General features: G+C 70.7%; 1 protein-coding gene. It reads right to left on the bottom strand.

What is annotated here, in order from left to right:
* Positions 1 to 17 precede the first annotated feature (17 nt).
* On the bottom strand, positions 18 to 26,504 hold the full coding sequence (locus ABZ382_RS15865) for a hypothetical protein (RefSeq protein WP_357089078.1): 26,487 nt from the start codon (positions 26,502 to 26,504) through the stop codon (positions 18 to 20).
* Positions 26,505 to 26,509: the final 5 nt, after the last annotated feature.

Here is a 26,509-nt window from a genome sequence, read left to right on the forward strand (position 1 = left end):
GAACACCTCACCGGCGATCACCCGAAGATCCCCAGCCGGCGCGTCGAATCCGACAGCACATCGCGAATCAGCAAACCCAGGTCCGAGTCCGCCGGCCGCTCGCTGTACCGCAGCTCACACCGCACATCGCCCGGACTGCCGATCACCAGGCGCACGAAGCCCTGCCCCGAACGCTCCCACAACGCCCCCGCCGCCATCCGATCCAACTCGATCACCTGATCACCGACCCGCAAGACCAGCCCCGCCGTCGGATCGCGGTAGAAAACAACCCGCAAACCATCCAGCTCATCGAACACACCCGCGGGGGCCCCGGTCCCGACCGGCGCGGCACTCAACTGGCCCGTCATCGGATCCATCAACGCGTACTCGCCGAACCCGGAATGCGACCGCAGATAAATCTGCCCACCGGCAGCAGGCCGCCCCGACGCCCGCGGGAACCGGCTGTTCCCACGAGAACCATTTCCGTTCCCGCCACCCGGCGCGCCCTGCGGCGGCATCATCGGCGCGCCACCAGGGAACCCCTGCCCGGCACCGCCGATCCCATTGCCGCCGTTGGCACTGTTGGCGCCCGCATGGCCGCCGCCATTCACACCCGCGTTCCCGGCATCGGACGAATCCGCCACCCACCGCGGCATACCCGGATCGGTATGCGGATGCCCTTGCGGCGCCTCCGGCTGCACGGGCATCCGAGACCCCATCGCATCCGTCAACCACTGCGGCAGATGCGACCCACCGGGGCTCGCAGGCTGCGAACCATTCTGCCCGCCAGCCTCAGTCGGCCACTGCGGCACACCATGATTCGGCATCTGCCCCGGCGCACCCGTTTGCGACGGCACGCCCGGGTGCTGCGGCACGTTGGATCCAGACGGCCACTGCGGCGCACCCGAATACCCCTGCTGCTGAGGCGAACCCGGCTGCGGATGCTGCTGCGGGTGCTGCTGCGGCCAGCCCGGGTTCGTCGGGACCTGGGGCATGCCCGGATTCGTCGGCCATTGCGGCACGCCCGGGTTGGGCGGCAGTTGCGGCCACTGCGGAGGGGTCGGCTGCTGCGGGGCACCCGGGATATGCGGGGGTTCCGGCAGGTTCGGCGGGAACGGAATATGCGGCGGAGTCGGCATATTCGGCGGCACCGGGATGTGCGGAGGGGTCGGCGGCTGCGGGATGTGGGGCGGCTGCGGGATATTCGGCGGGACCGGCACCTGCGGCGGCGACGGCTGATACGGCTGCGGCGACGGTTGATGCGGGGTCGGCTGCGGCTGATGGGGCTGCGGCGTCGGCTGGTGGGGCGTCGGCTGCGGCTGGTGCGGCTGCGGAGTATGGGGCGGGTTGGGGTCCGGGGGCAGGGTCCATGGGGCCGGCTGCTCCGGGGGCTTCGGGGTGTAGTCGGGGAACTCGGGGTCGAACTGGTGCGGCACGAGGGGCAGGTGCGAGCGCCAGTTCGGGCTGTAGCGGAATGGGGTGGCGTCGTCGGTCGAGGCGTCGTCGTCGGAGCGGTCGCCGGAACCACTGGACTCCCCCGCACCCGCGGGCTCGGAACCATCACCGGCGCTGTCAGAGTCACCCTGGCCCAACTGCACCGGGTCACCCGATGCGGCCGCCTCGCCGGAATCACCTTCACCGGTGCGCACAGATTGGCCCGACTCACCGGACTCGCCCATATCCGGGTGTGCCGGATCGCTTGACGTAGAAGGCTTACCCGATTCGTTCGCACCACCCGAGTCCGCGGGCACGTCCGTAGTGCCGGACTTCGCCGGAGGCTGGGTGGGCGGGAGCGAGGAGCCGTTGTCCTGCTGAAGTTCTGCGGGGCCGTCCAGTGGCTTCGGCGTCGGCGCGACCGCATTGCTGGAGGCTTCCGATTCTTCGGGCGGAAGGGGCTGAGACGTGTTGTCGCCCTGCGGTTTGGTCGCGTCCTCCGAGGCGTTGGGCTTCTCCGCACCAGAGTGAGCCGGGTCCTCCACCGTGCCGGAAACTTCCACACCGGCGGAGTCACCGGTTTTCGCGGGCGTGGGGGTCGCGGGCGCGCTCGTGTCGCCGGAGGGCGCCTGGGCGTGGGCGGGCGGAGGCGGGGTGGTGTTGTCCGCGTGGGGTTTTGCGGGGGTGGGCGGGTCGATGCCGAGGGATGGGCTGGCCGTGGTGACGGCGGCCGGGGGGCTCGGGGGTTCGGGGGTGTGTGGGGTGGGTGCTTCGGAAGTTGGGGCGGACGGGAGGTGGCGGATGGCGCGGGCGTCGTTGAGGGTGCCCTGGACGAGGACCTGGTGGAGGAGGTCGTCGAGGTCGTAGGTGGGCTTGAAGCGCCAGGTGGCGTCTTCGGGGGGTGCGCCGGTACGCCATTCCATGATGAGACCGTCGTCATGGGCGAAGTGTTCGGCGATCGCGCGATCGCGGGTCCAGGAGGTGGCATCACTCTCGCTGGAGGGGTGGGAGATGTGGCCTTCGTAGTCGAAATCGGCGTCGCCGCGGGCCGCGACGACTCCACGCAGGCCGTCGAGGTATGCGGGACTCACCGAACCGTCGGGCAGCAGGCGCGGGACACCGCGGTAGAGCGGACGGGAATCGGCGTTCGAGGGCAGGTTGCCCTCGAACATGACGGCACCGTTGACATCGCCGGGGGTGGTCGGGGGCTTGGTCGGCGGGCCCGAGTGTGGGGTGGATTCGGGGGCCGGGGGCGGGGGCGGAGGGGTGAGGTCGTGGACGTGGACGGTGCCGTCGAAATCCAGAACGACGAAGCGGGGCAGGAGCGGGAGGTCGCGGGCGACAATGATGTTCACGTTCTCCTCGCCCAGGACCGCGATCGGATCCATGCGCGGGGAGACGACGAGCACGATGTCCGGGTTGTGCAGCATGCCGATGCCGCGGCCGCGGATTTCGGCTCCAGCGGTCCGCAGGATGTCGTTCACTGCCTCGTCCTGCACGGCGCCGTGCAGGCGCTCCGCCTCGGTTCTCGCCGCCGCGGCCTCCTGAGGGAGAGTCTCGATCCTCATGAGTAGTTGACTCGCCGCCTGTTCGGCCTGCTCGGCGGCGCGCAGGTGAGTCATGGCCTCGTCGGCACTCAGGCCGAGCGGCGTCGTCTCCATGAGCGCGTGCTGACGCCGAATCTCCTCTTGCGCCAAGGGGACCAGCAACTTACGCAGCACCCGCGCCTCGCGCCCGGCCGGTTCCACACCCAGGTTCCGGGCGATCTCGTGCAGTTCGGCCAGGGCTCGGTCACGCCGTTCGATCGCGGCGCGGGCCTGCGTCATCTGGTCGTCGGCCCACGCCGCCAACCGCGGATCCGACCAGGTGTGAACGGTTCCTGGCTCGACGACCACCCAGTTCGACCCGGTCGGTGCGCTGGCATTCGGTTCCTGCGCGGCGTTCTGTTCCTGCTCGGTGTGGGTCTGCTCGCCCGTCTGGTTCGTACCGTTGTCCGGCTGCCTCGCGCCGGTCTCGCTCGTCCCGGTTTCCTGCTGCTTCGCACCGGACTGATCCGAGCCGTCCTGGCGCGGGCCGGTGGACTCCTCCGACCCGGAATGGGTTGTGGTGGTGGACGAATGCGTGATCGGTGTAACCGGTTGCGCGCCGGATTCGGGCTGCTTGGCTGTCGTGGCAGGGTCGGTGCCGGGTTTGGTGGGGCCCGGGCGGGCGGGGGCGCCGCCGGTGGGGTCGGTGGGCGGGGCGCCGGGGCCGAGGCGCTTCGGGCCGCCGCCGGGTTCGCCTGCGCCGGGGTCGATGGCGCGCACCGGGTCGGGGTAGTGGTTGTCGACCCAGTGGGCGACGGCGTCGGCGGTGTGGAAGGACTCGGCGGCCGACTGGAGGCGGTCGAGGGCACGGACCGTCGCGGGGAGGTTGCCGGCCGCTCGGGTGAGCAGGTCGGTGATGGTGGGGCGCAGGCGATCCGGGGCCAGTTGGGGTTCGGTGACATCCAACCCGGTGGCGCGCCGGAAGTTCTCGATGGCCGCGCGCAGCTCGGTGTGCGCCTCGTCGCGAGCACGGTGCGCGGCGGTCTGGGGCGTGTCCGCGTCGGCGGCTGCCGCATCGGCGAGGCGGCGCTGCTCGGCTTCCCAGCGGGCGGCGCGTTCGGCGGCCGCGTCGCGCCGAGCGGTGTCGCCTTGGGCCTCGGCGTCGGCGAGTTCGTCTCGGGCGGTCGCGAGTTCGCGGGCAGCGGTCTGTTCGGGCGTTTCGGCGGCGCGGGCCGCCGCGGCGGCGGCATCGGCTTCTTCGACCCGGACGGCGGCCAGGAACTCCTCGGCCCGCTGGTAGCGGTGCACGGCGTCGCGGAGCGGGACCAGCTCGTCTGTCCAGACATCGCCCCAGGTCAGCGGCATTCGCGAGAGGCGCTCGATCTGGTCGATGGCGTGGTCGATGCCGTGCGGCGCGGCCGGATCGGTGGCGACCAGCGCCTCCAGGTCCGCGCGGGCGGCCTCGGCCTCGCGCTGCCAGGCGTCGGCGGGCGTCTCGCCGGGCTCGGCGGCCGCTTCCATGCCGCGACGCAGTTCCGTCTCCAGCTCCGACACCCGGTTCTGCGCGCGGTCGAATTCCGCTGCCGCCGTGGACAGGTCGTCGACGCGCTGCTCGTTGCCCGGCAGTTCACCGCCCTCGGCACGATTGCGGTTGGCGAGGTAGTCCCGTGTGCCCGGCAGATTGTCGGGGGTCAGATCGCTGTTGCCGAGTGGGCGGAATTCCTCGCCCTCGCGCTCGCGCCACATGCGGCCCTTGGCGTAGTCGAGGCCCTCCTCGGCGATTTGCAGCTCGTGGCGGGCCGCCGCGAGTTCGGTTCCGACCGTGCGCGGATCACGCGGCGGCGCTTCGGGTTCCGGCGGGTTGGTGAGGTTGTGATGCTCGGTCGCGAGTTGTTCGAGCAGGTCGATTTCGGCCTTGCGAGCCTGGATCTCCCCGCGCATGGTCTCGACCGCCGCGGAGAACTCCTTGGGGCTGAGCCGCTCGTGCTTCTCGATCTTGCCGTCGCGGTACGCCTCGTACACCTCGATATCGCGCGCCTTGCGCACGACCCGCACGATCTCCGAAACCTGGTCGGGGCTGAGCAGGTTCCGGGTATCGGTCACGCTGTCGCGGTAGACCTGATAGGCCGCGTCCCGCTTGCCGGCGGTGTCGGTCAGCGTCTGCAGCACGTCCCGCAGCTGCGCCGGGCTCATCCGATCGTGCAGGCTGCCGAGGCGGTCCTGGTAGATCTTGACGGTCTTGTCGATATTGGAGGTGTCCACGCCCAGCAGGCGCGACCAGACCTCGCCGGCCTGGATCAGCTCGTTCGCCAGCGGCGGCTCGCCGACGTAGTCGCCGTACAACGAGCTCAGCAGCGCGCGCCCCTTCGGATCGTGCACGGGCAGTTCACCGTCGACGGCCCGCGGGTCCGTGCTCGGGTCGTAGACCAGCCCCTCACGATGCGGGTCGAGCGCGGCGATCGCTTCGATGTAGTCGGTCAGCGCGTCGATGGCATGCGCCCGGCGCTCGTCGGGCCGGAAGGCCATGTTCTCGAAGGCCCTGGCGATGGCGTCCGGAACCGTGGTCTTCTTGTCCTCCTCGAAGCCGACGATCTCGACCTTCTCGGCGTCCTTGACGCCCTTGAGGGCATGCAGGTTCTCGCGATCGACGTCGAGCAGCCGTACCAGCCGGTCCCGGGCGGCGAGCACGGCCGTCTCGTGCCCGTTCTTGCGCAGCACGTCCGCGTACTCGATGAGGTCGGCGAACGCCTGATGCCGCAGCTCCCCCATCCGGAACCGCGGATCGCCGAGCGCCTCGGCCACCGCGCGCGGCGACCACTGATCCGGGTCCAGGCCGAGCCGGTTGGCGAGATTGCCCAGCGCATGGTCCAGATCGTTGAAGGTGTCGATGGCATCCGCCGTGCGGATGTAATCGGCCATGCCTTCCAGCTGCGAGGCGCGCAGCGAAAGCTCCTGTCGCAGCGACTCGATGGTGCGGCCCAGGTTCTCGCCGAGGTCGAAATCCACCTCGAGCAGCAGGCGGCGCGCCAACTTGTTGCGCTCCTCCCGCAGGGTGTCCGGATCGCGCGGGACGGCCGGTTCATCGCCCGCCTCGTGCGGTGCGGTGACCGGCTCCGGCGTGGGCTCGACCAGCCGCAGGCCCCTGCCGTCCTCACGCATGACCGCGACCGGTCGCGGGTGGCCGTCGACCTCCACGTCGTGGAACTTCACACTGGGCGCGGCTTCCTCGGCCAGCCGGACGTTGCCGTGCACGTCGAGGTCGACACTGCGGTAATCCAGTTGCAGCTCACCGTGATTCAGCATCCGCCGCACGTCGGGGTGCGCGGCGAGCGCGTCCACGAGGTGGATGTCGTGCTCACCGTCGCCGCGAATCACCACGAGGCGTTCCGGGCCGCCGTTCTCGCCCGGGAGCAGTGCCACACCGTGGTCGCGATCGAGCATGACGCCGCCGTTGGCGTCGGCCCATTCCCGGGCCGCTAGATCGGAGACCTCGTGAACGCGTCCGTGAAGCTGCTCGTCCGCGCCGAGGAAACGGTCTGCCATAGCGGCGAACTCGAGCATCCGGGCGCGACCGTCGCGGACGCTCATGCGCATATCGGAGACGAGGTGATCCAGGTCCGCCTGAGTCTCGATCCGGTTCAGTGCGACCTCGAGCAGCTGCGCCCAGTTCGAGCGCTCGTCCAGCATCTGGTCGCGGCGCAGCGCGTGCTTGAAGAGCGCGCCCTCGCGGGTATCCAGCAGATCCTCGTCGACATCGTCGAAGTGCGGCACCCATTCGCCGCCATTGTTGACGCCCTCCACGTCGAGCAGGGACGGGCGGGGTTCGCGCGCACGGAATTCCAGCGGCGGATCGTCGTGCCCGACACCCGCCTCCTCACGGCGGACCCGCGCCTTCACTTCCTCCAGCTCGAGGCCGCGGGCATGGGCGAACTCGCGCAGGAAGCGGCCCAGCGGATCCTTGTCGAAGATATTGATCTCGCGGCTGAACGGGATGACCTTGTTCTCGACCAGCCAGCGCTGCCCTGCGTCGCGCAACGCCTCGACCGCACCGCCGCGACGCATGAGCCGGTACCGAGCCTCCTCGACCGCGGCCCGCACGGTCTGCGGTTCGGCGTCGGCGAGAGGGATGCGGAGTTCCCGGGCCATGTGCACGAGATCCACCAGCGCGGCGTCGCGGGCGTCCGCGGCGTCCACCAGCGGCTGCGGGACATCGGCGCCCCACTCGTGCGGCTCGGGCCCGGCGGTCACCGGATCGACCGGTTCATGCCGCAGTTCGGGCAGTTCCGACTCGATCGTCATCTCCGCCACGCGCAGCGACTCCTCGACCTCGGCGCGCAGCAGCGGATCGGCCTCGGTGACGTGCGGGCGGTATTCGCCGCCGTCCGCGGTGCGCATGGGGATCTGCGGCGGGGAGATGTCGGCGACCCGGCGGGAGAGGCGACGCACGAACGGCAGGTGCTCGCGACCCTCCCACAGGGTCAGGATCTCCTTGCCGATGCGCACCGGGTTGAAGTTGGGCTTCATCCCGAGGAAGTCGTTGTCGTGCAGGACGTGGTAGCCGAACTCCAGTGTCAGCAGGGAGATTCCGGAGGAATCCAGGCGCGAGCCGGACGGGTACTTAGGCGACTGCCCGTGGTAGCCCTTCTGCAGGCGCTGCAGCAGGTTGTCGATCCAGCTCGGCGACGGCTTCGCCGCAGGACGGAGCGGACCGAGCTCCGGCCGCGGGACCAGCTCGACACGCTTGGTGCCATCCGGCGATTCGACGATGCGAGCGTGCAGGCGTTCGCCGTCGGTCTCCAGGACCACATGCGCGTGTTCGGAATTCGGGACGTGCAGGGCGGCGACCATGAGGTCGGCGACATCCATCGCGCGGCGCAGGGTCTCGGTGCGGGCGGCGGCGAGCACGGCGTCGCGCTGCTCGACGGTGGTGTGCAGGGGATCCAGGACGGATTCGGGGATGCCGAGCAGACGCGCCCACTCGTCGCGCACCCGCGCCAGGTGCTCGCGCTCGGCGCCGGTGGCGGCGTCGTGCAGGCTCAGCACATGGTCGAGGGCCTCGAGTCCGCCGATCCGCAGCATGTTCCGGAACTGCAGGTCACCCGCGAGCTCCGGCAGGTTCCGCCGCTGCAGGTGCTCCTCCGACAGGCCGAACTCACCGGCGAGGCGGTTCCGCAGCTCCTCGAGGGTGAAGACGCGGGATTCGGCGCCTTCCGGATCGTGCGGGCGCTGCGACCAGGTTTCCAGCGGGCGTTCCCGGACCGTTTCGCCGCCGCCTTCGGGATGCGCTGCGCTCGAAGGCAATTCGCGCCTGGTGGCGGCGGGGTCGAGGGCCCGGGTCGGCTCCTCGGACCCGAGCTCGGCCAGCCGGCGGTCCAGACCGGTCTCACGCAGATGCGCTTCGATGGCGCGCAGCGTCTCCGGGTCCGCCTCGGTGCGCCAGTACTCCTCGGAACCGTAGAGCTCCTCGGGGGTCAGCGGCCGATAGTCGTCGGCCTCGCGCATGGGCAGCGGCGGGGCGGCGTCATCGGGGTCGCCGAAGAAGCCGCGTGCCTTGGCCATCTCGGCGATCTCGCGGAAATGGGCGAGTGGATCGTTGAGGTGGGCCGCGGCGGTATCGAGGCCGAGCGCGTCCATCAGTCGCGCGGTGAACAGCACCGCATTGACCTCACGGCCGGGGGCCAGCGGGTCGTTGACGGCGTCCCGCAGGAAGCGGGCAGCCGCCTGCAGTGACGGCGAGTCCGCCACCGGATCCACCGGCAGCTCTTCCTCTTCCACTCGCGGCAGTTCGAGCGTCGCGGCCTCGCTCGGCGGGGTCAGCTCGACGGTCGGATCCTCACTGCCCGGCGGCTTGGGCAGCTCGACCGTCGGATCCTCACTGCCCGGCGGCTTGGCCTCGCTGCCCCGCTCCATCTGCACGGTCGGATCGTCGTTGCCTTCGAAGGTCTGCTCGTTCGAGGCGTTCTCGCGCGACAGGTTGACCGTGGGGTCGTCGTTGCCCTCGAACGTCTTCGACGAGGACGCCTCGCCCGGCGGCGGGTTCTTGACGGTCGGGTCCTCGCTGCCCTCCGGCAGCTTCTTGGTCGAATCCTCGCCGCTCGCCGACAGGTTGACCGTCGGGTCTTCGCTGCCCTCCGGCAGTTTCGCGGTCTGCCCGTCGCCGGGCTTCGACGGCGGGGTGGAGTTCTGGTCGCCGTTTCGACCGGAGTTGCCCGGCTCGTCCGGGTCGGGATTCGGTGGGGTGGAGGAGTTCCGGCTCGGGGGCTCCTTGCCGCCGCCGCCCGCGCCGGGCGGGGTCGCGCCGACGGGAGGGGTGGCCGCGGCCGGGCTGGAGCCGGGCGGCTTCGGGTTGCTCGGGCGTGCCGGGGTGGGGCCCGGGTCGCCTTCGTCGCCGGTGCGTCCCTCGTCGGAGGCGCGGCCATGCCGCTGGACCTCGTCGAAGCGATCCATCAGGGCGCGGTGCCAGTCGTCGCGGCCCAGGGCGGCGAACTCGGGGGCCAGGCCCTCCAGGCGGGTACGCATGCCGGACATGTCTCCGGCGCTCAGATCGTGGTCGTGCCAGGTGATTTCGCCGTCGGCGCCCTGGGTCGCGTAGTGGCGGGCGAACAGGCTGCTCGACAGTTCGTCACCACGGCGACCGCCACCGAAGGCGAGGCTGTGGTCGATTCCGCTGATGTGCCCGTCCGCGGTGATCAGCCAGTTGACGAGGTTGCGGTCGGGGATGCCGACGAGCACGTCGAGCAGGCCGAGCCGACGGCCGTCGGGGGTTGCCAGCGCCGCTTCCAGACCCGCGTCCTCGGGCGTCGTGAAACGGTCCGCCCCGACCTCGCCGGGCATCACCTCCATGTACACCACGCGGTCCTCGACCCGGTGCACCAGCGGCACATTCGCCCCGACCGCCCGGCCGACCAGCGAGACCAGCGCCTCGGCGTGGGAGTGCTGCGGATTGGTGACGATCTTCCGGATCAGCTGCGTCGGCGGCTCGGTGGCGAAGGTGACCAACTCGACCCGCTCGGCCATCCGCCCCATACCGGTGCTGAGGACCACCACCTCGGCCTCACCGGCCGCGATCGCGTCCTCCACGCGCCGCGCGAAGGATTGATTGACGTCGGTCTCGCCGGAGTCGTTGTGCGTCACCGCATGAGAGCCGCCGTCCTGGCCGTCGCCCTCCGGATTGCGGGCTGCGGAGGACGGGTCGGAGTTGGGCTGGGTCGGGCCTTGCGGGCGGGTCGGGGCGCCCGAAGCGCCGGGGTCCTCGCCCTCGCGACCGGGGTGGCCGGATTCCGGGAAGTGGGCGTCGACCCACTCGGTCAGGGCGTCGGCGCGGTGCAGGGCGCGGGCCGCGGCCTCGAGTCGCTGGAAAGCTCCGACCACCTCGGGCACGGTACCGTGCGCCTCGGGGAGCAGGCGGTTCACCGTGTCGCGCAGGTGTTCCGGGGCGAGTTCGGCTTCGGTGACGTCCAGGCCGGTGGCGCGGCGGAAGTCGTCGATGGCTCGGGTGAGGTCGTCGTGCGCGGCCGTGCGGGCGCGTTCGGCGGCCTGGTGCGGGGTGTCGGCCGCGTGGGCGGCTCGGGCTTCGAGGAGACGGTGCTCGGCCTCCCATCGGGAGACGCGGTCCTGCGCGGCCTGACGGTCATCCGGGGCGGCGTTCGCGAGATCATCTCGGGCCGAGGCCAATTCGCGGGCAGCGGTCTGTTCCGGGGTTTCCGCGGCGCGTGCCGCTGCCGCGGCGTCGGACTCGGCGGCGGCGAGGAATTCTCGGGCCTGCTCGTAGCGGTGGGCCGCGTCGCGCAGCGGGACCAACTCGTCGGTGAACACATCGCCCCACTGCTGGGGCATGCGGGACAGTCGTTCGAGGTCCGCGAGCGTCCGGTCGACACCCTGCCGCGCCCAGCCGGGGTCGGCGGCGATGAGCTCTTCCAATTCCGCTCGCGCCGTCTCGACTTCGCGTTTCCAGGCGTCCACCGGCGACTCGTCCGGACCGGCACCGGCCTCGACGGCGCGACGCATTTCGGCCTCGAGGTCGTGGACCCGGGACTGCGCGCCGTCGTGTTCTTCCACGGCCGCGGTCAGATCGGTGAGACGCTGCTCCAGGCCCGTCAGGTTTCCGCCCTCTTCGGCGGGACGGTTGCTGAGATAGTCGTTGGTACCCGGCATCCGCTCGGGGGTCAGATCGCCCTCGCGTAGTGGCCGGAAGCCGGGGCCCGGGTTCTCGCGGTAGGCCCGGCCCTGCGCGTAGTCGCGGCCCTCGGCGGCGATCTGCAGTTCGTGGCGGGCGGCGGCGAGATCCGCGGCGACCGCGCGCGGGTCACGCGGCGGGCCCGCCGGCGGACGCGGTTTCGTCAGCTCGTCGTGCTCGGCGGCCAGCCTCTCCAGCAGCTTGATGTCGGCCTCGCGGTTGCGGACATCGGCGCGCAGTTCGTCGATGGTGGCGGCCAGTTCCTTGGCGCTGAGCCGCTCGTGCTTCTCGATCTTGCCGTCGCGGTAGGCCTCGTACACCTCGGCGTACCGCGCGCTGCGGACACCGCGCACCAGATCGGAGAGCTGGTCCTTGGACAGGATCCTGGCCGGGTCGGCGGCGCTGTCGCGGTAGCGCTCGTAGGCCACCGTCGAGTCGCCGGTCTCGCGCAGCGTGGTCAACACATCCGCGAACTGCTTCGGGGTCACCCGGTCGTGCAGGCCGCCGAGCTGCTCTGTGTAGATCTTCACCGTGCGGGCGAAGTCGTTCATGTGCACGCCGAGCAGACGCGACCATACGGTGGCCGCCGCCGACGGATTGTCGGACAGCGGCGGCTCACCGATGGAGTCGTTCATGAACGCGCGCAGCATCGCCGGGGCGTCGCCGTCGTGGATGGGCAGTTCGCCGTCGACGGCACGCGGGTCGGTCAGCGGGTCGTAGCGCAGGTTCTGGCGGAACGGATCCAGGTCGCCCAGCACACTGCTGTATTCGACCAGGGCCGCCAGCAGTTCCGGGCGTTTGGCGGAGTCGCTCAGCAGGTTGTTGATCGCATCCAGCAGCGCGTGCTTGTCGGTGTTCTTGGAGTCCGTCTTGGTCCCGACGACCTCGCCGTTCTCGGTCTTCGGTTTGGTCGGGGCCAAGTCGTCCGGCTCCACGCCGAGCCGGCTCGCCAGCTCCTTACGGGCCGCGAGCACCGCCTTCTCATCGATGTTCTCGCGCAGCGCCTTCGCGTACTTGATGAAGTCGTCGACGGCCTGCAGACGGCGCACCTTGCGCACGTTCGGATCGGCCATGGCCTCGGCCAGCTTCCGCGGCGTCAGCGTGTCCGGGTCGAGGTCCAGGCGGTGCGCCAACTGCTGGAGGGTGCGATCCAGGTCGTGGAAGCTGTCGATGGCATCCGAGCTGCGAATGAAGTCGGCCATGCCCTCGATCTGGGCGGCGCGCAACGCGTTGTCGTGGTGCAGGTCCTGGATGGTCTGGGCCAGGTTCTTGCCCAGATCCATGTCGTAGACCGATAGGCGGGCGGCCACCGCGTTGCGTTCGGCGCGCACCACGGCCGGATCGCGCGGCGCGGCGGGCTCGGTGGCCGGCTCGGCGTGCGGGGCCCGCGCCTCCGGGGTGGGCTGCACGATGCGCCACGGCTCGAGACCGTTGCGCAACAACGCGACCGGCGTGCGCTCGCCGTCGACCTCGACGTCGTGGAAGCGGACCTGCGGCGGATCCACCTCGATGACCTGGACCCGGTCATTGGCGTCCAGGCCCAGCACACGGTAGTCCAGCCGCAGTTCGCCACGATTGAGCTGCTCCCGGATCTCCGGGTGCGCGGACAGCGAATCGATCAGGCGCACATCGTGATCGGCTTCACCGCGGATCACCACCAGGCGGCGCGGCTCGCCCGGGAGCACCGCCAGCCCGCGCTCGGGGTCGAGCATGACGCCGCCGTGCTCGTTCACCCAGTCGTGGGCGGCGGAGTCGGCCAAGTCGGCGGCATGCTGCCGCGCCTGGGCGTCCAGATCGATGAAATGCTTGACGGCCGTGTCGAGTTCGGCGATCCCGTGCGCCTCATCGCGCACGCCCATACGGGCCTCGGTGATGGCGCGCCGCAGCCCCGCCTCGGTTTCGAGCCGTTTCAATTCGATCTCGAGCAGCTGCGCCCAGTTCGAGCGCTCGTCCTGAATCTGGTCGCGGCGCAACGCGTCCTCGAACAGGCGGCCCTCACGCCGGTTGGACAGTTCCTCGTCCGCGTCGTCGAAGTGGCGCGGCCACTCACCGCCATTGTTGACGCCCTGCAGATCCAGGAAGGAGGCCCGCGGGCGGCGGGGCCGGAACTCCAGCGAATCGTCGTCCGGGCCGACGCCCGCCTCCGCGCGGCGGCGCGCGGCCTTCTCCTCCTCGGTACGGAGCGCCTCCGCGTGCGCGAACTCGCGCAGGTAGCGGCCCAGCGGATCCTTGTCGAAGATGCTGACCTCGCGGCTGAACGGGATCTGCGCATCCTCCATCAGCCAGCGCTCGCTGACATCGCGCAACGCCTCGATCGCGCCCGCGCGGCGCATCAGCTTGTAGACGGCCTCGTTCACCACGCGACGCAGGGTTTCCGGGCTGTCGTCCGGAATGTCGATCTTCAGTTCGCGGGCCAGGCGGACCAGATCGCCGAGGGCGGCGTCACGAGTGGTGACCGCGTCGACCAGCGGCTGCGGCAGGTCGGCGCTCCACTCGCGGGGCGCGGGCGGATCGAGGACGGGGCCGCGATCGAGCGGTTCGTGCTGCGGCTCCGGCATTTCCGACTCGATCGGCATGTTCGCGCCGCGCAGGGTCTCCTCCACCTCGGCGCGAATCCGCGGATCGGCCTCGGTGACCCACGGGCGGTACTCGCCGCCGTCGCGGGTGCGCATGGGGATCAGGGTCCCGGCGACATCGGCCACCCGGGCGGTCAGATGCTTGACCAGCGGCAGGCGCTCGCGCTCCTTCCACAGGGTCGCGGTCTCCTTGAGGATGCGCGCGGGGTTGAACTTGTCCTTCAGGTGCAGCAGCGCCTCGTCGTGGGTGACGTAGCCGATCTCCATGGCCAGCATGGTCTGGCCCTTGGAGTCATTGCCCGAACCGGACGGGTACTTCGGCGACTGACCGTGATAGCCGTGCATCATGCGCCGCCACATGCGCTTCAGCCAGCCCGGCTTCTTCTCGGGTTCCTTTGTCTCCGCGGGAGTTTCACGCGGAAGGTCGGGGCGCTGGATGATCTCGGCGCGCTTGTTGCCGTCAGCGTCCTCGGTCACGCGGATGTGGACGCGCTCGCCGTCGGCCTCCAGGACCACGTGGGTGTGGTCGGAGGTCGGGTGGTGGAAGCTCGCGACCATGAGATCCGCGGCGTCGGCGGCGTGGCGCAGGGTTTCGGCGCGCAGTTCGTCGAGGACGGCGCGGCGCTGCTCGGGGGTGGTGGAGGCCGGGTCGAGCAGGGATTTGTCGACGCCGAGCAAGTCCGCCCAGCCGTCGCGGGTGCGGGCGGTGTGCTCGCGCTCCGGGCCGGTCGCGGTGTCGTGACGCAAGACCGCGTCGCGGAGGGCTTCGATTCCGCCCGCGCGCAACAGGTTCCGCAGCTGCTCGTCACCCACGATGCGCGGCAGCTGATCGTCCGGCGTCGACTCGGGGAGGCCGAGGCGGTGCAGGAGTTCGGTGCGCAGCTCCTCCAGGGTGAGCGTGCGCGGCTCACCGCCCTCGGGCGCGTGCGGACGGGTGTTGAGACCATTCGCCGGATCGTGGAAGAAGCCCTCGGCCGCAGCGGTTTCGGCGAGATGCCGCAATGCAGACAGGGCGTCCGGGCGCTTGGCCAGCGCCTCGACCACACCGAGCGCGTCGGTCAGGCGCGCGCCGTAGACCTGGTCCTCCAGGCTGCGAGGACGCTCCCCGGCCTCCGCATCCGCCGCGCGCAGGCGCTCGAGGGCGGCTTGCAATCCGGGCGAGGCCTCGGCCGGATCGGCGGGCGGCTTGGGCGCCTCCGCCTCCTGGCGCGGAAGCTCCACGGTGGGAGTCTCATCCGGGTTGGACTGCTCGGGCTGCTTCAGCTCGACGGTCGGTGTCTCATCGGGGTTGGTCTGTTCCGGCCGCTTGACCTCGACCGTCGGGGTTTCATCCGGATTCGACTCTGCCGGCCGCTTCACTTCGACCGTCGGAGTCTCGTCGGGGTTCGACCCGTCCGGACGCTTCACCTCAACGGTCGGCGTCTCATCCGGGTTCGTGCCCAGCGGTTTCGACCGAGGGCCGGTGCCTTCCGATCCGGCGCCGTCGCCGGAGCGCGGGGCGGTCGTGGAGGGCGGCACGGGGGTGGACGGGCCGGGAGGGGTGGGACGAGCCGAGCGGGACGGATCGTCGGCGGAGCTGCTCGCGGGCTGTTTGGCTGCGGCTTCGCCGGGGGTGGATTCGGGGCGGCCGCCCGCGAAGTCCCACATGTACTCGGCGCGCAAGGCCGACAGGCGGGCCTCGGCATCGGCCATGCGGGCCTCGAAGCGCGCCTCGCGCTCGAGCTGGCTACCGGGTTCGAGCTGGTCGGCCATGTCGTGGAACCACTTGGCGCGCTTGGCATCCATGCCGGCCACCCAGTCGGCCTGGATGGCGCGCTGTTCGTTGAACCACGCGTCCGGATCGTCCGGGGTGGCGGCGGACCGGCGGGGCGGACCGTCGTTCGGCGGCTGACCGTCGCCCGCCGCGGCGGTCTCAGGCGTGTGGTCCTGACCGTTCCGCGGGCCGGTTGCGGCGCCTTCCTCACCGACGGGGCGGGTGGCCGGGGCCGGATCGGGACGGCCGCCGAGGTCCGCCCAGAGACGGTCGGCGCGTTCGGCGGAGCTGCGGGCCATCTCGTCGACTTCGCGGGCCTGCTCGCGGAACAGGCGTTCCTCGGTGCTGCCGGGAGGCGCGGAATCGGCCATCTCGTGCAGGAAGCGGGCGTGCTTGGCCTCCATGTCCGCCGCGAAATCGGCATGCTCGGCCATCCGCTGGTCGAACCAGCGGGCGTCGCCCACCGCCGGTTCCGTTGCGGGAGTGCCGGATTCGAGGGCCGGTCGCTCCGCACCCGGGAGCATGGGCTGGACGGGTTCCTGGGCACCGGCGGGCGGGTCGTTGGATTCGCGCGGGTCGGGCTGGTTCGGGTCGGGACGCTCCGGCCGGTTCGGATCGTGGGAATCCGACGAATTCCCGGACGAGTCACGGGATCCCAGCATGTCGGGGCGGGCGTCCACCCCGGACCGACGCTTGTTGTCGGCCATCGCGGGCTCGCGCTCGACGGGCGCGGACCGACGCTCGCCGGGCGCGGGCTGACGCTCGGCGGGCGCGGCACCCCGCTCGGTAGACGCGGACTCGCGCTCGGGCTGTTCGGATCGACGCTCCGTCGGCGCGGACTCACGCTCAGACGACTTGGACCGATGCTCGGTGGGGGCAGATTCGCGCTCGGACGCCGCGGGCGGACGCTCCGTCGACCCCGACTGCTCGGACGCCGCGGAGCGGAGTTCGGAAGGCGTAGAACGATGTTCGGTCGGTGCGGGTTGGTGTCCGGCCGGGCCCTGATGTCCCGCCGAGCCGTGCGGCTGGAGGATTCCCGAGTCCTGGGCGGCGACGCGGAGCAGCTGGTACATCACCTGCGACGGCTCGGCGGCGTTCCGGCCGTTCAGCATGACGTCGCGGAAGCCCTCGGCCAGGGCCTCGCCGTAATGGAGGGCGCCCTGCTTGTCGAACGCGTAGTCCGGGAGCTGGTGCAGCCACACGGTGAAGGCGTCGGCATCGAGCGGACCACTGTGGGTGGCCTCGAAATGCGCTTGGAGGACGTCGATCAGCTCGTAGCGGGCCTCGTGCTCACCGGCGAGGTCCAGCACATGGCCGTACTCGTGCACGATGGCCGAATACACCGGCCGCGCATCGGATCCCGCCACGTGCTTGCCCTGCTCGACGTTGGCGCGAATGACCTCCTCGAAGCGGGAGGTGCCCATGACCCATTTGTCGTTGAACACCATGCGTTTCGCGACCGGGATGTCGCCTTCGTATCCCGGGTAGACGACGGCGATGGCGTCGGGATCCTCCGGAATGAACCCGATCTCGACGCTCTTCGGCTTCACGCCCGGATGCTGGGCGATCATGTCCTCGAGCGCACGGCCGTACTCGCGCAGCGTCTCGACATCGCTCGCCAGATGGAAGCCGACGGTCGGGATGCCGAGCTCGTTCTGGATGTGGTCGATGACGCCCTGGCGGTCCAGGGTGGTCCAGTGGTCGACGATCGCCGGAACCTCGGGCGGCTCCGGCGGCGACAGCACCAGATCCGGTTCGGGGGCAGGCTTTCCGTCGTCGGCCCGCACGGGCTCGGGGCGATCGTCGGCACGGATCGCGTCGGGGCGGTGATCTCCACGGATGGCTTCGGGGTGCGCATCGGCGGGCGGGGTGTCGTGTGGCGCCTCGCCGGTCTGCTTCACCGGTTCGGCCGACGGTGCGGGATCACGGACCAGGTGGGCGTTGTCCGCGGCGCGGTCGGTCAGCAGGCGGTGCAGGACCTTGGCGGGTTCGCTGGCGTGGTCGAAGTTCAGGGTGACGTCGACGAAGGCTTCCGCCAGCGCCTCGGAGTGGTTGATCGAGCCGTCTGCATTGAAGCTGTAGTCGGAGAGCTGCGAGAGCCAGCCGAGGTATTCGACGGGCGTGGTGTCGCCGTAGGTGCGCACGTAGTGGTCCAGCAGCGCGTTCGCGAGTTCGGAGTGGGCCGCGCGGTTTCCGGCGTGGTCGATCGCATGACCGAGTTCGTGCAGGAAGACCGAGTACATCGGGCGCTCGCCGGCTCCCCGCGGGAACGACCCGCCCGCCTCGCCGTTCCGCACGATGTGGGCCATCTCGGCGGGATCCAGCGCGTGTTCCAGGCGCACCACGATCTTCTCGGTGACCAGATTGCCGTCCGGGTTGCGCACGCTGGTCGCCTCCGCGAGGGAGTCCTCGAAGACCGGCTCACCGATCTCGATGCCGCGCAAGGTGATCTTGTTTCCGGCGGTGGCATCGTCGAGCGCTCGGGCGAACTCGCGCAACACCTCCGGATCGACGGACGTGTTGTCCAGGCCCTCGAAACTTTTGATGCCGAACAGGTCCCGCATCTCGCGGATGATCCCGCCGCGATCCAGCTCCGACCAGAAGTCGTCCGGACGCGGCGACCAATCCGCGGGCGGGTGGGCCGAAGCTTGATCTGCCGCATCCTCGGGCGGTGCGGAGCGTTCGGTTTCGGCCGAATCAGTATGGGTGGCAGGCTTTTCCGGCGGGGACGCGGATTCTTCGTGCGAGCCCAGCCGGTCCTGACGATTCTCTCCGGAGCCGTGCTCGGGCGGCACGGACGGGTCCTGCGCGTGCAGACCCGCGGCGTCGCGCGCGGCGGCGTGCAGCCGGTCCACCATCATCTTCGACAGGTCGGAAGCGTTGTCGCCATTGAGCTTCACATCGCGGTACGCCTCGGCCAGCGCCTCCCCCGGATCGAGCAGCCCATTCTTGTCGAAGGCGTAGCCGGGCAGTTCACCGCGCAGCCAGCGGGTGAACTCGGCGAAGTCGGAGCCCGGATTGGTCTCCACGTACCGTTCGGCCAACGCCTGCAACAGGCCCTCGCGAGCCTCCATCTGGCCGTAATGGTCGACCAGATGGCCGTATTCGTGCACGATCACCGCATACACCGGCCGCGCGTCGGCGCCCGGTACATGGAATCCGGCGGCGCCTGCCGCGCGGACGTTCCGCTCGAACCCCTCGGGATCCATGGCCCACCGGTCGTTGAACACGATCCGATCGGGGCGCCACGGGCCGCTGCCATCCTCGTTCCGGACACCGATCGCGATCGCGTAGGCGTCGGGATCCTTGGGAATCACACCGATTTCGGCGCGCCGCGGCTTGATGCCCGGATTGTCGGCGATCCCCTCCTCCAGAGCCCGGCCGAACTCGCGCAGGATCTCCACGTCGCCGACCAGATGGAAGCCGACCGTCTCGATCCCGAGGTCGATATTGATCCGATCCAGCACGCGCTGGCGATCGAGCTCGGTCCAATGATCCACCACCGCGGGCGTTTCGATCGGCTCCGGCGGCTCCAGCACGAATCCCGGTTCCCGCGTGGACTCCGGGTCGACCCGGCGGTCGCTCGCCGCGTATTCCTCCAGCAGGCGGTTGAGGATCTTGGCGGGTTCGCTGGCGTTGTCACCGTTCAGCTTGACGTCGAGGAACGCCTCCGCGAGCGCCTCGGCGGCATTGAGCCCGTCGCCGTCGAAGCTGTAGCCGGACAGCTGCTCGACCCACCGGTCGTAACCCCCCACGAGGTCGCCGTCGGCCTGCATGAAGTGATCGATCAGCGTCAGCTCGGCGATCTGGCGGGCGCCCTGAGCACCCGCGTTGTCGAGAGCGTGACCGAGCTCGTGCACGATGACCGAATAGAAGGGCCGGTCACCGGTTCCGGGCGGGAAGTGACCCCGGCTCTCCGCACCCCGGATGGCCTCGGCGAAGACCTGCGGTTTCGAGATCGACTCTTGCCTGAACACGATCCGCTCGGTGACCAGCCGGCCGTCGTGCGTGGTCACGGGCCTGGTCTCGGCGAATGCCTTCGGGTTCATCGGCTCGCCGATCTCGAGCATCCGCACGTTGATCTGCGGATGGTCGGCCAGCACCCGCTCGAGTCCGCGGGCGAACTCGCGCAACACCTCCGGGTGGATGGCCGGATCGTCGAAACCCAGGAGGGTGAGATCGTGCGCGGCCTGCAGTTCCCCGATGATCCGGTCGCGATCCAACCCGGACCAGAAGTCGTCCGGGCGCGGCGACCAGTCCCCCGGCGGCTCGTCCTGCGGTAGGGCGTCGTGCGGGATCGGCTCCGCGGAGTGCTCGAGGCTGTCCGGCGACATCGCGTCGTGGCCGGCGGCCTCGGGCGGCATCAGGCGATCCACCTGCTGCGGTTGGGGTTCCGGCTCACGGGCGCGGCGGGCGGCCGGGCCCGGATCCTCGTCGACGGGACGGGACCGATGCTCGGGGGCCTCGCGCTCGTAGACCGGGTTGTCGGCGGCGTGCGCGCGGTAGATCTGCTCCAGGTGTTTGTAGAGGATCTGGGCGGGCTCCGAGGCCAGCTCGCCATTGAGGACGACGTCGGTGAAGGCCTCGGCCAGAGCCTCCGCGTGGTCGTACATGTCGTGCTCGTCGAAGCTGTAACCGCTCAGCTCGTCGTGCAGCCAATCCAGGAAATCCTCGGTGTCGCCGCCGTCGGTGCGCTCGAAGTGGCGTTCCAGCGCTTCGAAAGCGTCGACGCGGGCTTTCATCTGGGTGGTGAAGTCGATGGCGTGCGCGAACTCGTGCACGATCGTCGAATAGACCGGGCGGTCACCGGAACCCGGGACCAGGTGGCCGTTCTCCTCGCTGAGCCGGACCCGCCGGGCGAGGTCTTCGGGTCTGCGGGCGAAACGCTCGTTGAGCGTGAGGATGTCGGCGAAGTGGCCGTTCTCGTCCTTGCCCGGATCCACCTCGGCGAACACGGAGTCGTCATCGAGGCGGGCGATGCGGACTTCCATCAACTCGGTGTCCGGGAACCGGTCGAACATGTCCTCGATGGCACGGGCGAATTCGCGCAGCACCTCGACATCGACATGCGTGTTGTCGAAGCCGGTCACCACGAGATCCCATTCCTCGTGCAGCCGCTCGATGATGCGCTCGCGATTCAGCTTCGCCCAGTCGTCCTGTGGGCGGTGCGACCAGTCGGACGCCGCCTCATCCCCGGGATGCCCTGCGCCGGAATCATTGTCGGCGTCGCGGCGCCCGTTGTCCGCGTCCTGACGCTGCTGCGGCCTGCGCTCCGACCCCTCACCACCGGGTGCGGGCAACTCCCGCTGCCGCACCTTCAACCGGCGCAGCACCCGTCGCACCACACCCTCTTCCCGATGGGGTGTATCGGTGCGAGTCTCGGCGGCCTCGGCTCGAGCATTCTCCGGCCGCGCGGCGTCTTCCTGCGTCTCCTGCGGCCGCGCAACGTCCTCGCGCGACTCCTGCGGCCGCGCAACATCCTCCCGCGTGTCCTGCGGGTGGACGGGCTTCTCGCGTTCTTCCTGTGCCTGCGCGTCCCGCGGCCGGGCTGGGTCTTCCCGTGTTTCCCGCGGGCGCGCAACGTCCTCCCGCGTATCTTGCGGGCGCACGATGTCGTCTCGCGTGTCCTGGGGGTGGACCGCTTCTTCTCGGGTGTCCTGTGGGCGGACGGTCTCGCGCGACTCCTGGGGGGAGTCCTTCGGGCGCAGCGTCTCCTCGCGTGTTTCTTGCGGCCGTGTGACGTCTTCGCGAGTTTCGTGCGGGCGGGCGACGTCCTCGCGGGTGTCCTGCGGGCGGGCGGCCTCGTGGGGCTCGGGGCGGGCGGTCGCTTCGCGGGCGTCCTCGGGGCGGCGTGGGGCGTCGGGGCGGGTTTCCTTGGTAGCAGGGCGGTCCGGACGGGGTTCGGGGGTGGCCTCCGTCCTGGCCGGGTCGTCGACGTGGGGCGAATCATCGGCGGGAGAACGGTTCTCGGTGTCGTGCGGCTGCTCGGCGTCACGGGGGCCCTCGGCGGCCGGACGCTCATCGGGACGAGTCGGCTCATCGTCACGGGCGTGGACGTCGGGGCGAGTGCGATCGTCGTTGACCGCCAGATCGGCGGAGCGGTCCTCGACCGTGGTCGAATCGTCTGTCGGCCTGCGTGTTTCGGGAGCGGACGAGTCCGGTCGGGTGACTTCGGGTCGTGGGACTTCCCGGCGAGGCACCTCGGGGCGCGGCAGCAGGTCCGGGCGGGTGGCGCCGGGGCGGTCGGAACCCGCGTCGGGGCGGGTGGGGTGCGGGGTGGCGACGGGCTCGGCCGGGACGACCGTGCCGCGGATGCCGAAGTGGTTGGGGCCGCGGGATTCCACCGAATCGATGCGGATGTCCAGGCCATGGGCCAGCAGCATCATCGGGAGGGTGGTGCCGAGTCGTGAGAGGTCGCCCAAGTGCAGGGCGGGGGTTCCGGCGGGCACGACCAGTTCGATGTGGTGCTGATGGCCGTCGTACGACGGCACCATGCCGAGCATCGCGTCGAGGTAGCCGGACAGGTGGTGGACCGTTCCGGGCAGCTCCGAGGGGTGCGCGCCGAACGGATTCGCGCCGGAGTTGAGGGTCACCATGACCGGCTCCGGCAGCGGGTGCAGGCCGAGGGCGTCGTCGATATCCCGGATCGCGGCGGCGATCTCGGGAGTCATCTCGCGATCGCCACGCAGCGCGGCCTCGATATCCGAGGCGCTCGGACGGGAACCCTCCCCTTGCGGGGCGTCATCGGCGTAGGCGCGGATCGCCGCCCGCTGCTCGTCGGACATCCTGGAATGCGCGTCCGACCAGACCTCCCGGCCGTATTCAGCTGGGGCGCGCCAGAACTGCGGGGGCACCTCGTCGGTCTCGCGGAGGAACCGCACCGGATTGTCGGGATCCGCGTCGTCCGAACCGCGCGGCGGATGCGCCTCACCGACGTGCACGTCCGCCAGATGCAGCAGGCCGGCTCGCACCGCCGCCTTCAGCGGGTGAACCGCCTTGCCGTCGCTGTCGAACAGGATGGCGTGGACGCCCTGGGTCTCCTTCGGCACCCGCGGCGGGAAACCGTGATCGAGCCCGGCGGCCGGGTCCTTGACGACGATCGTGCCGCCCTCGTTGACCAGCAGATAGGCGTGCGCGCCCACACCGTGCTCGTCGACGGGTCCGGCATAGCGGTCGACGACCAGCGCGGATGCGCCGTCACCGAGTTTGCGGAGGCGGTTCGCGATGCCTTCGTGGCCCTTGGGGAAGTCCTCCAGCTTGCCGCCCGCACCGGCCACCAGCTCCTCGAGGCGCATGCCCTCCGGACCGACCCGGCGCTGCGGCGGGTGGATGGACTCGTTGCCGGTGATCTGGCGCAGCAGGCGCAGAGCCAGCTCGCCGCAGCGGCCGCGGTACTTCTCCCGGACTGCGTCCGGATCGCCGGGCGAGGGTTCGGTCGAATCCTCTTCGCGGACATGAGTATTCGACGGGTCGTCCAGGGTGCCGGGGTGCGGCTTGTGACCATCGGTGCGCTCCGGCGGGGCTCCGCGCCGCGACTCGCCACGATCGGCTGGCTCGGGGCGAGCCTTGGCCGCGGCCGAGGTTTCGTCTCCAACGGGGCGCTCGCCGGGTGCGCGGCGCTCGCCCTCGTGCGAGCGAACCTCCGGCCCGTCGCCCAGCGGAATCGGCGCGACCACGAAGCCGTCTTCGGGCGTCGATCCATCGCCTGCGCGCCGATCCCGATCCGACGGGTGTGAATCACGTTCGGGGTCAGCGGATTCCGACTGCGGCCGCGTGCCCCGATCCCGACTGTCCGCATCGCGGTGCGCCGGGTCGTCGTGCACCGGTTCGGAGGTGTCCGACGGCGACTTCTCCCCGCTCGGCCGCCTCTCCTCGGCGGGGACATCCTCGTGGCGGTTCGAATCCGGTTCACGCACCGGCTCGTCGGCGGTCGGCTCCCGCCCATCCCGCAGTGGGCGATCCGCAGTTTCCGAGGGTGCGTCCTCATCACGGGGACGCACCGAATCGTTGTCCCGGATCGCCGGATCATCCTCATGCCGGACGACAGGCTCGTCACCGCGATTGGCTTCCGGCTCACCATCACGCCGGGCATCGGGGTCATCACGCCGAACTTCCGGCTCATCCCCACGCGGCGTGGTGGGCCCATCGTCACGGCGAGCGTTGGGCTCATCCTCGCGACGGACCGTCAGCTCATCCTCACGGCGAGTGTTGGGCTCGTCGTCACGGCGGGCCGCAGGCTCATCCTCGCGGCGTGTAGTCGGCTCGTCGTCGCGGCGGGTACCAGGGGTGTCTTCGTCACGACGCGCACCAGGCTGGTCCTCGTGGGGCGCCTCGGTCGGCTCGTCGGCTGGACGGCGGGACTCCGGGTGGTTGCTTTCAGCGGGCGGTTCGGCGGGCTGGTCGTCGACCGGCTTCCGGGATTCCGTGGGCTCGCCGGCACGGTGGTCGTCGGGGACGTCCGGCTTGTCGGCGGGGTGGTCGGCGGTCGGGTCTGCGCCTTCGCGCGGCGGCGTGGTGTCGGCAGGACGGTCGGAGGGATGGGTCGAATCCCCGCTGGGCTTTTCCGATTCCGGGGCGATGTCGTGGTCGCCCGGGCGGGTGATGGTCGCTTCGGACGAGTCGCCTTCGGACCGCGTACCGGGGTGGGAATCCTCACCGGTGGATTCGGAGCGCGGAGCTTCGGAGCGCGATTCCGGGGTGCCAGTGCGGCTGTCCGAGGCACCGGCGCGGCCGTCGGAACGCGGAGCGTCGGGGCGGGCGGAGTCGGAGCGCTGGTTGTCCGACCGTGGGGCATCAGACTTGGAAGTGTCGGCTCGGGGCGCATCCGACTTCGGGGCGTCGGCGCGCGGGGCGTCCGCGCGCGGGGCGTCGGCCTTCGGGGCTGTGGCCGCCTCGCCTGCACGGGGGGCGGCTGCGCGCTGGTCCGGTGTGGCGGTGGCTGATTGCTGTGCGCCGCCGGCGTGCTGGGTGGTCGAGCCCGGGGCGGCGTTGCCGCCGGCGGAGGCGGCGACGGGCGAGGACGACGGTGAGCCGCTCGCGGCGGTCGCACCGGCGGGAGACGAGGCCCCCGAGCCCGGAGTCGCTCCGGCAGGTGTTGCGGAGGGGGCACCGGCGCGGGATCCGGTGGCGGACGGATCTGCCGGCCCGCCGGTCGATCCCGCGCGCGCGGACGTGTCGGAAGCGGGCGAGCTGCCACCCGGGGCGGACGCCGCGTGGGTAGCGGCTCCATTGGCTCCGGGCGACGAACTGCCGCCCGCGGCGGAAGAACCGCCACCCGTATTTGCCGGGGCTACACCGGCATTCGAAGAGCCGCCGCCGGTATTCGCCGGGGCTCCACCACTATTCGACGAACCACCAGCGTTCGACGTGCCACCGACGTTCGAGGAGCCACCGACGTTCGAGGAGCCACCGGCGCTGGAGGAGCCACCTGCGCTGGATGACCCGCCGCCCGATGTCGAGGACGCAGGGGCGGTCGAGCTTCCGCTGTTTGCACCGGCGTTGGAAGTCGGTGCAGCGGAGGATGTGTCGTGGATTCCGCCGCCTTGGATGCCGCTCTGCACCGGGGCCGAGGATTCGGGTGCGCTCGCCTGGGGGTGGCCGGCGGGTGCGGCGCCTGCGCCGTTGGTGTCGGCGCCGACATGGGTTTGCGGGGCCGATCCGGAGGTGTTCGACGGGGCGGTCTGGGTGGCGCTGCCCTGGTCGGTGGGGGTGTTGCGATCGGTGGTGCGGGAATCGGTGGTGACGCCGCCGCCGTTCTGGCCGTTGGCGTCGGGGTGCGCGGTGCTGCCGTCGCCGGTCGGGCGGGCCCCGGCATCGCCGGTCGGTTCGCCGCCGTCGACCGAGGACGGATGCAGGCGAGAACCATCGGAGCCGGGGCCGCTCCCCTGTGCGTTGGAGCCGTCGGAGCCGCCGCCGCCCGGTGCGCGAGAACCGCCGGAGCCGGGGCCTTGCGAGTGAGAACCGTCGGAGCCATTGGTTCCCGGATCGTGGCTGCCACCGGTGCCGTTGACACCCGGAGTGTCCGGGCTCGAACCCACCAGGGTGAGGTCACCGGGGGTGATACCCGCCTGCATGCGGGTGACTTTCGGTTCCCAAACCGTATGCGCCCCGGTGTGATTCACGCCCGACACCCCGCCCTGGAACATGCCGCCGGTGAGCATGCGCGGATCGAAGTGGGTGTTCTTCAAGTTGTCGACGGCCTGGTCCCAGCCGTGCTGGGCCACATCGAAGCCGAATTGCGCCGCCGTCGCACCCGCGAAACCCGCACCGCCGCCGACCAATCCGGCGGTGGTACCGGTGATCAGCCCGGTCAGATAACGGTTCATGCCGCGCTCGCCGAGCGCGTTGCCGAGCGCGCCGCCGATCGGGCCCGCGACCGCACCGCCGACGGCGGAGCTGATCGCGGTCACGCCGACCTGCGTCCAGTTGACGTTCTTCCGGTGCCCGGTGTCGACCTGGTACTGCTGAATCCCGTAGTCCTGCAAGGTGCCGAGCAGGGTGTTCATCACGATGTGGCGCATCGCGAACTTCACGACCGCGGTGATGCCCATCCGGGCCGCGATGGCGAGGATGCGGTCGAGCGCCGCGCGGCCGATCACCCGCACCGCCACCCGCGTGAACGCGACGATCATCGCCTCCACCATCGGAGCGGTCGGCGGCCACAACCACGCGATGATGATCTCGCCGGCCGCCATCGCGATCGACGAGTAGAACATCAACTTCGTGTACTGGATCTCGGTGCCGGTCTCCTCGACCGAATCACCCAGCTGCTGGAAATGCTGGGCGAGATCCAGGATCGAATTGCCCGTACCGTCGCCACTCGCCGGCGCGGCCAGCTTGTCGAACAGCTGCGCCATCTCGTCGCGACCGTCGCCGTTCACATAGGCGGCCAGCGTGGCGGACTTGGCATCGGTGATGGACGAGATCTGATCGCGCAGGCCGGCGGCGGCATTGCGCCAGTCCTCGGCCAGCGCCCACATCTGGTCCTCGTCGCCCTCGGGCCATTCCACGCCCACGAGGTAGCCGAGCCATTCGAGTTCCGAAGGCAGGTGGAGGGTCATACGCC

Origin of the sequence: Nocardia sp. NPDC005825 (assembly GCF_040630175.1) — a bacterium.
Classification (GTDB): domain Bacteria; phylum Actinomycetota; class Actinomycetes; order Mycobacteriales; family Mycobacteriaceae; genus Nocardia.

Coding starts and splice junctions, on each gene's coding strand:
- ABZ382_RS15865 (WP_357089078.1), bottom strand. CDS start 26,504: ATGACCCTCCACCTGCCTTCGGAACTCGAATGGCTCGGCTACCTCGTG.